The 11,621-nt window shown below is 75.1% G+C and carries 15 protein-coding genes; 5 read left to right on the top strand and 10 right to left on the bottom strand.

What is annotated here, in order from left to right; translation table 11 throughout:
- Window positions 1-33: 33 nt before the first annotated feature.
- Window positions 34-549, bottom strand: coding sequence for a TOBE domain-containing protein (locus B5P21_RS05340; protein WP_045528914.1), 516 nt, complete (start codon window positions 547-549; stop codon window positions 34-36).
- A 93-nt stretch (window positions 550-642) separates the two neighbouring features.
- Here B5P21_RS05340 and moaA point away from each other — a divergent pair, with 93 nt between their 5' ends.
- The 3 genes from moaA to B5P21_RS05325 all read left to right on the top strand — a co-directional run bounded on the left by moaA (window position 643) and on the right by B5P21_RS05325 (window position 2,385).
- On the top strand, window positions 643-1,728 hold the full coding sequence (gene moaA / locus B5P21_RS05335) for a GTP 3',8-cyclase MoaA (protein ID WP_373455977.1): 1,086 nt from the start codon (window positions 643-645) through the stop codon (window positions 1,726-1,728).
- 1 nt (window position 1,729) lies between these two features.
- The gene (locus tag B5P21_RS05330; RefSeq protein ID WP_045528915.1) at window positions 1,730-1,996 is read left to right on the top strand and encodes a MoaD/ThiS family protein; all 267 of its coding nucleotides are present in this window, start codon (window positions 1,730-1,732) and stop codon (window positions 1,994-1,996) included.
- Window positions 1,997-2,061: 65 nt separating this feature from the next.
- Complete coding sequence (locus B5P21_RS05325; RefSeq protein ID WP_045528916.1) at window positions 2,062-2,385, top strand: hypothetical protein; 324 nt, start codon at window positions 2,062-2,064, stop codon at window positions 2,383-2,385.
- 82 nt (window positions 2,386-2,467) lie between these two features.
- Here the strand turns inward: B5P21_RS05325 and B5P21_RS05320 are convergent, their stop codons facing one another.
- From B5P21_RS05320 to B5P21_RS05285, 8 genes are all read right to left on the bottom strand, one after another.
- Window positions 2,468-2,950, bottom strand: coding sequence for a VOC family protein (locus B5P21_RS05320; RefSeq protein ID WP_094170870.1), 483 nt, complete (start codon window positions 2,948-2,950; stop codon window positions 2,468-2,470).
- Window positions 2,951-3,046: 96 nt separating this feature from the next.
- The gene (locus B5P21_RS05315; RefSeq protein ID WP_045528918.1) at window positions 3,047-4,012 is read right to left on the bottom strand and encodes a DUF1648 domain-containing protein; all 966 of its coding nucleotides are present in this window, start codon (window positions 4,010-4,012) and stop codon (window positions 3,047-3,049) included.
- Window positions 4,009-4,359 carry a GntR family transcriptional regulator gene (locus B5P21_RS05310; RefSeq protein WP_045528920.1) on the bottom strand — a complete coding sequence of 117 codons (351 nt, stop codon included), beginning with the start codon at window positions 4,357-4,359 and terminating at the stop codon, window positions 4,009-4,011. The genes B5P21_RS05315 and B5P21_RS05310 overlap by 4 nt, the downstream gene beginning before the upstream one ends.
- A gap of 46 nt (window positions 4,360-4,405) precedes the next feature.
- On the bottom strand, window positions 4,406-5,437 hold the full coding sequence (locus tag B5P21_RS05305; RefSeq protein WP_094170869.1) for a LacI family DNA-binding transcriptional regulator: 1,032 nt from the start codon (window positions 5,435-5,437) through the stop codon (window positions 4,406-4,408).
- Window positions 5,416-7,449: an aldo/keto reductase gene (locus B5P21_RS05300; RefSeq protein WP_094170868.1), complete on the bottom strand. Its 2,034-nt coding sequence runs from the start codon at window positions 7,447-7,449 to the stop codon at window positions 5,416-5,418. The genes B5P21_RS05305 and B5P21_RS05300 overlap by 22 nt, the downstream gene beginning before the upstream one ends.
- 183 nt (window positions 7,450-7,632) lie before the next feature.
- On the bottom strand, window positions 7,633-7,944 hold the full coding sequence (locus tag B5P21_RS05295) for a transcriptional regulator (RefSeq protein ID WP_045528925.1): 312 nt from the start codon (window positions 7,942-7,944) through the stop codon (window positions 7,633-7,635).
- The gene (locus B5P21_RS05290) at window positions 7,944-8,423 is read right to left on the bottom strand and encodes a hypothetical protein (protein WP_133064167.1); all 480 of its coding nucleotides are present in this window, start codon (window positions 8,421-8,423) and stop codon (window positions 7,944-7,946) included. Before B5P21_RS05290 ends, B5P21_RS05295 begins: the two co-directional genes overlap by 1 nt.
- A gap of 53 nt (window positions 8,424-8,476) precedes the next feature.
- The gene (locus tag B5P21_RS05285; RefSeq protein WP_094170866.1) at window positions 8,477-8,953 is read right to left on the bottom strand and encodes a MarR family winged helix-turn-helix transcriptional regulator; all 477 of its coding nucleotides are present in this window, start codon (window positions 8,951-8,953) and stop codon (window positions 8,477-8,479) included.
- 107 nt (window positions 8,954-9,060) lie between these two features.
- On the opposite strand from B5P21_RS05285, the gene B5P21_RS05280 reads away from it, so the two are divergent.
- Entirely contained in the window at window positions 9,061-9,558 is a 498-nt protein-coding gene (locus B5P21_RS05280; RefSeq protein WP_045528933.1) for a YflT domain-containing protein, read from the top strand.
- A gap of 61 nt (window positions 9,559-9,619) precedes the next feature.
- Here B5P21_RS05280 and B5P21_RS05275 read toward each other — a convergent pair whose 3' ends face one another.
- On the bottom strand, window positions 9,620-10,222 hold the full coding sequence (locus B5P21_RS05275; RefSeq protein WP_045528935.1) for an acetyltransferase: 603 nt from the start codon (window positions 10,220-10,222) through the stop codon (window positions 9,620-9,622).
- 119 nt (window positions 10,223-10,341) lie between these two features.
- Here B5P21_RS05275 and B5P21_RS05270 point away from each other — a divergent pair, with 119 nt between their 5' ends.
- Complete coding sequence (locus B5P21_RS05270) at window positions 10,342-11,619, top strand: hypothetical protein (protein WP_045528937.1); 1,278 nt, start codon at window positions 10,342-10,344, stop codon at window positions 11,617-11,619.
- Window positions 11,620-11,621: the final 2 nt, after the last annotated feature.

Genomic DNA, 11,621 nt, shown 5'->3' with positions numbered 1-11,621 from the left:
GCGCGCGGGTCGCCGCCCGAGGTCCCCGGCGCATCACGCCCGGCCGCCCGTCAGGGTCTCGGGCGCGAGCAGCTCGACGCCCACGTTGGTGGCCTTCACGGTCGCGGCGGCGGGCGCGCCCACCTCGAGCCCGAGCTCGTCGGCGGCCTCGCGGCTGATGAGGGACACCATCCGGAACGGCCCCGCCTGGATCTCGACCTGCGCCATGACCCCGTCGCGCACGACGCGCGTGACGATGCCGGGCATCCGGTTCCGCGCCGAGGAGGTCGGGCGCCGGGCGCCGCCGCTCGCCGCGAGCGTGCCGTCGGCCGCGAGCTCCGTCGCGAGGTGGGCGAGCTGCGCGCCGTCGACCTGGTTCAGCCGGCCCTCGCCGCGCGCGAGGTCGAGCCGGCCGGCGTCGGCCCAGCGGCGGAGGGTGTCGTCGCTCACGCCGAGGAGCGCCGCGGCCTCGCTCACGCGATAGCGGAAGGGTCCGGAGGCGGGTGCGGCGGTGACGGGCTGCTCGGCATCCGCGGCGCCCATCGGCGTGCGGTCCCTCTTCTGCGTCATGCGACGATCCTAGGGACCGCAGGTGCGGCGCGCACGGGCCGGCATGATCCGCTCCGCGTCGGCCGCGCCCCGGCGCGCGCGTAGCCTGGACGCATGAGCACCTCGCTGGGGATGCCGGCGATGCCGCGTCCCGCCGCCGCTCCGGGCCCCGCCCGGCCCGACGATCCGGCGCTCCTCGACCCCTTCGGCCGCCGCGCGACCGACCTCCGCATCTCCCTCACCGACCGCTGCAACCTGCGCTGCACCTACTGCATGCCGGCCGAGGGCCTCCCCTTCACGCCCGACCGGCAAGCGCTGCAGCTCGCCGAGATCGAGCGGCTCGTGCGCATCGGGACGCGCGACCTCGGCGTCCGGCAGGTGCGCTTCACGGGCGGCGAGCCGCTGCTGCGCCGCGACCTCATCGAGATCATCGCGGCCTGCGCGGCGCTCCCCGACCGGCCCGAGATCTCGCTCACGACCAACGCGATCGGCCTGTCCTCCCGAGCGCAGGCGCTGAAGGACGCGGGGCTCGACCGGATCAACGTGTCGCTCGACTCCGTGCACGCGGAGACGTTCCGGCTGATCACGCGCCGGCCGTTCCTCGACCGCGTGCTCGACGGCATCGACGCTGCCGCGGCCGCGGGGCTCGCGCCCATCAAGATCAACGCCGTGCTCGTGCGCGGCGTCAACGACGACCAGGCGGCGGACCTCCTCGAGTGGGCCGTCGCGGGCGGCCACCAGCTGCGCTTCATCGAGCAGATGCCGCTCGACGCCGACCACGCGTGGGACCGGGACGAGATGATCACGGCCGCCGAGATCCGCGCGCGCCTGTCGGAGCGCTTCACGCTGGTGCCCGACGAGGAGCCGCGCGACGGATCCCCCGCCGAGCTCTGGCGCGTGCACTCCCGCGAGAGCGGGGCCGGCACGGCGATGCTCGGCCGCGTCGGCGTCATCGCGAGCGTCACCGAGCCGTTCTGCGCCGACTGCCGCCGCACGCGCCTCACCGCGACGGGCGGCGTGCGCAGCTGCCTGTTCTCGCACACCGAGACCGACCTGCTCGCGCCCCTCCGCTCGGGCGCGTCCGACCAGGAGATCGCCGACCTCTGGCGCGGCGCCATGTGGGCGAAGCCGAAGGGCCACGGCATGGACGACGCCGACTTCATCCAGCCCGCCCGCTCGATGAGCGCGATCGGGGGCTGACGTGATCGTCCCCGTGGAGCTCTTCGCCGCCGCCGCCGCCGCGCTCGGCCGCACGACCGACGAGGTCGACCTGCCGGATCCCGCGACGCTCGGCGACCTGATGGACGCGCTCGGATCCCGAGCCGCCGCGACCGCGGATCCGGCGAACGCGTCCGCCGTCCTCGCCCGCTGCACCTACCTCGTCGAGGGCGTCGCGACGACCGACCGCGATGCTCCCCTGACCGCGGGCAGCGCGGTGGACGTGCTGCCGCCGTTCTCCGGCGGCTGAACCCGGAGCCTCCCGCACGTGATCCCGCCGGTAGGCAGGAGCGCCCGGGAGCGCGAGGGTGGGGCATGCCCGCCGAACCCGAACCCACCCGCGTCCGCGACCAGCCCGCGATCCGCACCGGGCGCCGCCGCCAGTGGCTCGTCCCCGCGGGGCTGATGGCGGGCCTCACCGTCGGGCTGCTCGTCGCGGCGCTCCGGCCGGAGACGGCGATCCCGCTGGCCGGGATCACCGCGACGGCGCTCCTCTACCTCGCCATGCTCGTCGTCGCCGCGACGGTGCGGGCGGCGCGCATCCGGAACCTCGCCTTCGCCTGCCTCATGGGGCTGATCGCCGTGGTCGCGCTCGGGTCGCTGCTCCTCCTGCTGCTGTCGGAGCGCGCCGGGACCTGACGGCGCGGCGCCGCACCCGGCGGCCTCCCGACGCGCGAGCGTCGGACGCGGGTGCCCGGGCAGCTGGTGGGCGCCAGCTCCGTCAGCGCCCGTCGTACGCGGCCTGCAGCTCGGCGACGACGAGCCGGCCCATGCCCATCATCGCGGCCATGGCGCGCGCGGCGCCCGCGGGGTCGGGCCCGCCGATCGTCGACGCCATCGCCTCCGGGACGACCTGCCACCAGAAGCCCCAGCGGTCGCGCACCCAGCCGCACCGGCCCTCGGTCCCGCCGTCCGCGGCGAAGGCGTCCCAGTAGCGGTCGACCTCCTCCTGGTCGCCCGCGGAGATCGACAGCGACACCGCCTCGCTCGCCTGCATGCCGGGTCCGCCGTTCAGCAGGCGGTACGGCTGGCCGTCGAGCTCGAGGTCGACCACGAGGGCCGTGCCGCGCAGCGCGGGATCCGGGAAGTCGTCCGGGTAGCGCGAGGTGTCGGTGATCCGCGAGCCGGGGAACAGGTCGACGTAGAACCGCGCCGCCTCCTCGATCTCCTCGCCGAACCAGAGGGTGGGGGTGATGCGCGGCATGGGTGCTCCTCGGCTCCGACGGCGGCCTCGTCGCGCGCCGTCGGGGCCACGCTAGCCACGCGGGTCATCGCGCGACAGGCCCGGACGGCGATCGGCTCAGCTGGCGCGACGCGCGGCGAGCAGAGCGCCGAGGACCGCGGCCCCGCGATCCGCGTCCGCAACGGTGACCAGGCGCGCGCGGCCGCCGCTCAGCCGCACGACGAGGCCGGGACCGGAGCGCGTGACGTAGGCGAGGCCGCGGCCCGAGACGCGGAGGCCCCATCCGCCCCACTGCCCCGGGGACACGTCCTCCCAGCCGGCCGACTCGATGCGGGCGAGGGGCACGCGCATGATCGGGATCCGCGTCCACGCCGACACGACCCGGAACCCGCGCCGGTCGACCGTGACGTCGACGCGGGCGAGGGCGAGCATGGCGAGCCCGGCCACGACCAGCGGGATCCCGGTGAGCGCGGCGGTGCCGGCATCCCCCGCTGGAGCGCTGGCCGCGGCCACGAGACCGAGCACCACGACGGCCGCGCCGATGCCCGCGAACCACCCGCTGCCGGTGCGCCCACGCCAGGCGACCCGCGCCGTGGCGGGGACCTCGAGCGGCGTCACGTCGTTCGCGGGGACGGGCCCCGCGGCGCGGACGAGGACGGCCACGGGGATCGCGGCCGCCAGCGCCCCCACGCCCAACAGCAAGACGCTCCACCCGACGGGGAAGGTGCCGTCGCCGACGGCGGCGGACGCGGCGACCGCGATCCAGCCCGTGGCGAGGATGCCCGCCACGAGGTTGGCGACGAGGACCACCGTGGCCGCCGTGCGCCGGTCCCGCGCTCGCAGGGCGGCGACGGCCAGCGCCACGGCCACGACCGCGAGACCCAGCGCGACCGTGAGCATCACCCAGGGCGAGCCCCATCCGTCGGGCGTCCCGTCGGCGGCGAAGTGCACGGCGATCCGGCCGGGGAGCGTCGGCGCGAGCAGCACGGCCGCGACGGCGAGCACCAGGGCGATGACCGCAGCGGGGGCGACGACCGCGACGCGCGCGCCGGTCGGCAGGGGCGAGGGTGCTGTGGTGGTCATCGTGCTCCCTTGATCATGGTGAGGAGGTCGTCGAGCGGCACCTCGAGGGTGTCCGCCTGCGCGCGCAGCTCCTCGACGAGCGTGCGGAGCCGGTCGAACGAGGCGTTGCCCGAGCGGATCACCGTCGCGCCGCGACCGCGCCGCAGCTCGATCAGCCCGTCCGCCTGGAGGCTCGCATACGCGCGGAGCACCGTGTGCATGTTCACGTCGACGGCCGCGGCGAGGTCGCGCGCCGACGGCAGCCGTTCCCCGCTCGCGAGCTCGCCGCGCGCTATCGCGTAGCGGATCTGCGTGGCCACCTGCTCGGCGAGCGAGGCCTTCGCCGCCGGATCCACCGTGATGAGCATGTTCGCATTCTATGCGAACAATGCTTCCGTCAGCCAGGAGCGCGGGTCACGCCGACTCGCGCACCACCAGCTGGTGCCGCACCGTGCGGATCACCTCGGGACCCGAGCGCGGCAGGTCGCCCGCGATCATCGCGACCGCGAGGTCGAGCGCGTGGCGGGCGAGCTCGTCGAGGTCCACCGCGAGCGTCGTGAGGGTCGGCGCGAGCAGGCGGCCGAGCGAGAGGCCGTCGATGCCGACCACGCGCACGTCGCCCGGCACGTCGACGCCCGCGCGGCGGCACGCGGAGAGGACGCCGAGGGCGCACACGTCGTTGAAGGCCACGATCGCGTCGGCCGCGCGCGGGCGGGCCACGACGCGCTCGGTCGCGACGGCGGCCGCCTCTGCGGTGGGCGCGGACGCGCGCACGACGGACACCTCCATCGACCGCGCCTCGAACGCGCGCACGAGCAGGGCGGCGCGCGGGCTGGGACCCGCGGCGACCGCCGCGTCGAGCACGACCGGGTGGCGCACGCCGACCGCCTCGAGGTGGTCGGCGAGGGCGTCGATCGCCTCCGAGGGATCCAGCTGCACGGCGGCGCGCAGGGGGTCGCCGCGCGGATCCAGCTCGACGACCGGCACCGAGCCGAGCCGCGCGATCCACTCCGCGGCTCGCGAACCGAGGGTCCCGATCACCGCGTCGGTCTGCGCGCCGAGCGCCTCCACCATGCGGTCGGAGTCGGCGGCGAGGCCGACGTCGGCGAGCGAGACGTTCCAGCCGCGGGCGGCCGCGATGCGCACGACCGCGGCCGCGAGCTCGGGCGACCACGGGTTGCGCAGGTCGTCGACGACGAGGCCGAGCTGGTGGTCCCCGCCCGTCACGAGCCCGCGCCCGAACCACGACGGCCGGTACGCGAGCTGATCCGCGGCGTCGAGCACGCGCCGCTTCGTCTCCTCGCTGATGCCCGGCATGCCGTTCATCGCGCGCGTCACGGTCTGCCGGGATACCCCGGCGGCGGCCGCGACGTCGTGGATGGTGGCGCGGCCGGCCGACTCCCGACCGGCCGCGCCGGAGCCGCTCAGCCCCGCAGGTCCAGCCACGCCACCTGCTCCGGGGTGAGCTCGATCGACAGGCCGCGCATCGAGGAGCGCACCTCCGTGATGGTGCGCGGCCCGAACAGCGGGAACGTCGGGAACGGCTGCGCGAGCACGTAGGCGAGCGCGATGGCCGTGGCCTGCACGCCGTGCTCCGCCGCGAGCTCCTCGGCCCGGCGGAGGCGCTCGAAGTTGTCGTCGCCGTAGTAGCAGCGCACGAGCTCCGGGTCGCTCAGGTCGTCGGGGCGGGCACGGCCCGTGAAGAAGCCGCGCGCCTGCGACGACCACGGCAGCAGCGGGACCTGCCGCTCCTCGAGCCAGGCCTTGGACGCGGGATCCGTGACGTGCACGCATCCCGCCCACGGCACGTCGTACGCCTCGGCCAGGCCGAAGTGGTCGCTCAGCGCCTGGAACCCGGCCCGGCCGTTCGCCTTCGCGTACGCCTGCGCCTCGTCGAATCGCTCGGGCGTCCAGTTGGAGACGCCATAGGAGCGGATCCGCCCGGCGCGCTGGTGCTCGTCCATCACGTCGACGAACTCCCCCACCGGCACCTCGAGGTTGTCGCGGTGCATGAGGTAGATGTCGGCGTAGTCGGTGCCCTGGCGCTCGAGGCTCTCGAGCAGCTGCTGCGTGAGCGACTCGGGATCGCAGTGCGGGGTGTGGGCGCCCTTGGTGATGACGACCACGTCCTCGCGGATGCCGCGGTTCCGGATCCACTTCCCCAACCGCCCCTCGAGCACGCCGCCGCCGTAGATGTAGCCGGTGTCGAAGGCGTTGCCGCCCTGCTCGACGAAGTGGTCGAAGATCGCGGACGCGAGCGCCAGGTCGGGCTGGTTGTCGACGCCCAGGACGAGGCGCGACATGCGCTTGCCGACGCCGGGGATCTCGCCGTAGAGCATCGGGCTGTCGTCGCGGACGCTCAAGGGGCGGCCGGAGACCGTGGGGATGTCGGCGTCCTCCGCCTCGAACGGGTAGCGCAGCTCGAGCGCGGCGCGCCAGCGGTCGAGCGTGCGGGCGGTGGCGAGCGTCTCGTCGAGCGTCATCTGCGCGGCCTCGCCGCGGCCGGCCGCGAGCGCGTCGGTCGTGGCGTCGGCCTCGATCGCGTACGGCTTCGCGCCGGTGAAGGTGAGCGTGCGCGGCTCCTCGCCGACGACGGAGACCTCGATGGTGGGCGCGTCGCCGAGGGTCCACGGGTCGCTGAGGTGGATGCGGCCCTTCGAGCCCAGGATCGTGAGCGCCCGCGGCTCGTCGAGGGCGACGCCCGTGCGGAGGGTCGCGGTGATGCCCGGCTTCCCGGCCACGCCGCGGTAGGCCACCCGCGCGACGGACCACTCGTCGACGCCGGTCGGCCCGACGGTGCCGTCGACCTCCAGCGTGAGCGGCTCGGCCACGGCGATCCCGGTCGCGGCCTGCACGACGGCCGCCGCGGCGGTGACGGTGTAGCCGCCGACGTCGAGGATCCCGCCGCCCGCGGTCGCGGTGTCGTAGAGGCGGCCGGTGCGGGATCCGGTGCGGAAGGAGAAGGACGCGTCGACGTGGGCGACCTCGCCGATGACGCCGTCGCGCAGCAGCTCGAGGAGCGCCGCGGTCTGCGGGTGGAAGCGGTACATGTACGCCTCGACGAGCGGGAGGCCAGCCTCGCGGGCCGCGTCGACGAGCGCCATCGCGGTGCCGTGGTTGACGGCGAGCGGCTTCTCGCAGAGGACGGCCTTGCCGGCCTCGAGCGCGCGGACGACGAGGTCGGCGTGGCCCGTGTGCACGGTCGAGATGTAGACGGCGTCGACGGCCGGATCCGCGAGGACGGCGTCGTAGTCGCCTCCCGTGACGTCGGCGAAGCCGTGGTCGGCGGCCTCGGCGGCGAAGGACCCGGCGCGCTCGGCGCTCGAGCTGCCGGCGGCGACGAGGCGCGCGTCGCGCGTGCTCGCGGGGAGCTGGGAGAGGAAGCGGCGGGCGATGCCGCCCGGGCCGAGGACCGCCCAGCCGGGTGCGGTCGGGGTGGTCGGGGTGGGGTCGGTCATGGGTGGGCCCTTCGCGGCGTCGTCGGCGTGAACGTTCACGACGACGCTACGGCGCGGGCGGCGGGGTGGTCAAGGGATGCCGCGCATCTGGAGCGTGAACGTTCACGCGCGAACCGCGGTCCGCGGTCCGCGGTCCGCGGTCCGCGGTCCGCGGTCCGCGGTCCGCGGTCCGCGGCCCGCGGGTCACGCGTCGGCCGAGGCACCCGGATCCAGCCCCCGCAGGAAGGCGAAGTGCGCGGCCAGCCGACGGCGGCCGTCCTTCGTGAGCGCGACCCAGGTGCGGGCCTGGCCGCGCGGCTGCTGCACGCGACGGGACTCGACGATCGCGGACTCGGCCAGGGTCTTGAGGTGCTTGCTGAGGGTGGCGTCGGACACGGCGAGCGCGTCCCGGAGGGTGCCGAACTCGGTCTCCCCGACCCGGGCGAGCAGCGCGCAGATCTGCAGCCGCTGCGGGGCGTGGATGACCGCGTCGAACTCCGGCGCTGGCGCGGCCACTACGCGAGCCCGCGTCGGAGGCGCTGGCGCGCTGCCCGGTCGGCGAGCGGTCCGAGCAGGGCGACGACGACGGCGGCCCCGGCCGCGATGCCGGCGACCTCGAGGATCCCGAGCTGCCGGACGAAGAGCGCGACGACGATGCCGGCCGTGGCGACCGCGAGCGAGACGACCGACCAGGGTGCGCCATCCCGCACGAAGCGCCAGCGGTCGGGGTGGGCGCTCGAGAAGCCGACCGCGGACATGCGGAGGCGGGGCAGCAGGACGAGGCCGACGAAGCCGATCGCGAGGACCGCGAGCGCCCAGTCGGCGCGGGGCGCGATGCCGAAGACGAGGGCGCTGACGCTGAGGCCCCGGAGCGCGTGGAACCACCACGGCGCGCGGAGGCGCCCGGTGAGCCGGTCGGCCGCGGCGCGCATCGCGTCGGCGTCGAACGGGGCGTCGGGACGGTCGGACAAGGAGTCGTGAGCGTGTGTTTCCATGTCGGCAACTCTAAGTGTTTCCGAGATGGAAAGCATTCGTCGAGCGGCCGGGCTCACCGACCCCCGCCCTCCGTCTCGATCTCCGCGACGAGCCGTCCGAGCAGCCGCGTCAGCTCGGAGCGCTCCCGGGTCGACCACTCCCCCACGAGCTCGCCGAGGAGGGCGCGGGCCGTCGCGGAGTTGCGGTCGAGCACGCGCTCGGCGTCGGGCGTGGGGCGCACGAGGACCGCGCGCCGGTCGTCGGGGTCGGGCTCGCGGAGCACGAGGCCCCGCTCCTCGAGGCGCCGCACGTGCGCCGTCATCGTCGACTTGTCGACGCCCTGCCAGGCGGCGAGGACGCGCATCCGGGTCGCCCCGCGCTCGGCGAGGTGGGCGAGGAGCCAGGTGTCGGTCGACGAGAACGCCTCGCCCTCGTCGGCGAGCATGCGCCGGCGCACGTCGGGCCGCGTCGCCCAGCGGGTGATCGCGAGGACCGCCCGCTCCATCGCCGCCCCGACGGCGACACCGTCTTTGCCTGGGAGCTCGCTCACCGTCCGATCCCGGTCCCCTCCGTGCTCGCCGACCGTTGGTATCCTCAAACCATATCGTCCGATCCGGACGCCACGCACGAACCGCACGATCCGAGAGGAAGCACCCCATGTCCACCCCCAGCACCGACCCCCGCGCGCACGCCGTCCCGGCCACGCCCCGCGAGGTGATCGCGAGCTACACCGAGTACGCCGACGCGCAGGCCGCCGTCGACACGCTGTCCGACCGCGAGTTCCCGGTCGCCTCGACGCAGATCGTGGGCCACGACGTCCGCACGGTCGAGACCGTGACCGGCCGGGTCACCAACGGCAGCGCCGCGGTGCGCGGAGCCGCGGGCGGCGCCTGGTTCGGCCTCATGCTGGGCCTGCTGTTCGGGATCTTCACCCCCGGCGTCGCCTGGCTCGGCGTCCTGCTCGTCGCCGTCGGCATCGGCGCGCTCTGGGGTGCGCTGTTCGGCTTCGTCGGCCACTACGCCACGCGCGGGCAGCGCGACTTCGCCTCCGTCCAGACGCTGACCGCCGGCCGCTACGACGTACTTGTCGACAGCGCGCGGGCCGCCGAGGCGTCGCGGATCCTGTTCGACACGTCGGGGGCGCCGCGCGCCTGACCCGCCGCAGCTTCGCGCCGCGGACGGACGGTCCAGCCGGCCGTCCGCGTCGTCACGTCCGTTAGGCGCTCTCGGGCGCCTCGAGCGTGAGCCACTCCTCGTCGACGCGGTAGCCGAGTGCGGCGCCCGCCGCGATGATCGCCGCGTTCTCGCTCGAGCCTCCGGTGCGGAACGATGTCACGCCCGCCTCGAGGAGCCCCAGAACCGACGCCGCCTTCACGGCCGCGCCGAGGCCGCGCCCGCGGTGGGCGGCCGCGACGACCGTCACGTCGGTCTCGGCGGCCAGGCCCGTGGGATCCAGGTCGACGAACGTCATCGCGAGCAGCTCACCTCCCGCGTCGAACGCGCCGTAGCCGCGGCGGCCGCGCACCGGGATGCGGGCGGAGTCGGCCGTGAGGCCCGCGTGCCGGGTGGCCGGGCCGCCCGGGTAGTCGGCGAGGGTGGCGGCGTCGAGCGCGAGGATGGGCCGGGCGTCGTCCGGGCCCAGCTCGCGCAGCACGGCGGATCCGGCGACGCGGTCGACGAGCGCGCGCAGGACGGCGGGATCCGCGTCCGCCGCGTCGAGCTGCGCGGCCCATGACCGGGCGGTCACGACCCATCCCTCCTCTCGGAGGCGGGCGACCCGCGGGTCGTCGGATCGGACGATGACGGGCTCGGTGCTCATCCCGCGAGCCTGGCACGGCGGACGAGGTGCCCCGATCGGGGGCGACACGGGCGGCCCGGGCGGTGGGAGACTCGCGCGTACCCGACCGGGACGCCCGGCCCACCCGAAGAGGAGCCCCCGTGGATGACGACGTCCAGCTGATCAGCGACGGCGACGGCCTGGCCGTCATCGGCGAACCCGCCGCGGTGGAGCGCTTCCTCACGGCGAACGAGCTGCCGACGGGGCGTGACCTCCGACTCGAGCGCCTGAAGCCGGTCGCGGGCATGACGGCGGCGGCGATGCAGGCCGGATCCGTCGTCGCCGAGAACCACGGGCGCTGGGTCAAGCTCTCCGAGAAGTCGACGGAACTGTTGAAGACCCACGCCGCGATGAAGGGGTCGCTCCCCACTCTCGAGCGCGGAGTGATCATGGACGGCAACAGGATCAAGGGCATCGTCGAGTTCGTCCGAGGCCCCGGGGCTTACCTGACGAACCCCGCGATCCTCTCCGGCGCCGCCGGGATCATGGCGCAATACGCCATGGAGCAGGCCATGGACGAGATCACCGACTACCTCGCCGTCATCGACGCGAAGGTCGACGACATCCTCCGTGGCCAGAAGGACGCCGTGCTCGCCGACATGATCGGCGTCGAGATGGTCGTCGACGAGGGCATGCTGATCCGCGCCCAGGTCGGCCGCGTCTCCGACATCACCTGGTCGAAGGTGCAGGGGACGACGCAGACCCTCGCGCGTACGCAGGGCTACGCGCTCCGGCAGCTCGACGCCCTCGCGGAGAAGATGGAGAAGACGACCAAGGTCGACGACCTCGTGCGGGTGACGAAGGATGCGGAGTCGACTGTGCGCGAGTGGCTCGCCGTGCTCGCCCGCTGCTTCCAGCTCCAGGACGCGGTCGCCGTGCTCGAGCTCGACCGCGTGCTCGATGCGTCGCCCCAGGAGCTGGACGAGCACCGCCTCGCGCTGCGCACCGTGCGGCAGAACCGGCTCGCGGTGATCGGCCGCACGACCGACCGCCTGCTCGAGCGCATGGACGCAGCCGCCGGCACCGCCAACGCGAAGGTGCTGCTGAACCCGTTCGATTCGCGAGCCGTCGTGGGATCCAGCAATCGGGTCGCCACGGGCGTCGTGCAGTTCAACGGCCTGCTCGGCGTCGCCGACGAGCGCGCGGCGCTGGAGGCGCGGCCCTGGCTGGTCGCGGTCGGGGACACCTGGGACTCGGCGCGCGATCAGGGCGCCGAGGGCGTGGACGCGGCCCGCCGCCTCGGGGTGGCGGCGTTCGGTCGCGGTCGCGCTGCGGCCGACGGTCTCCAGCTGAAGCTCGCGGCGGGTGCTCTGCGACGTCGCCGCGGCAAGGGCGACGCCCCGGGCGAGCTCGAGGCCGGAGACGACCCGCAGCCCTGATC

The sequence above is a fragment of the Clavibacter michiganensis subsp. insidiosus genome (assembly GCF_002240565.1).
In the GTDB taxonomy this organism is placed as follows: domain Bacteria; phylum Actinomycetota; class Actinomycetes; order Actinomycetales; family Microbacteriaceae; genus Clavibacter; species Clavibacter insidiosus.
The sequence above is the reverse complement of the archived record's forward strand: the minus strand, read 5'-3'. Positions and strand labels throughout refer to the sequence as shown.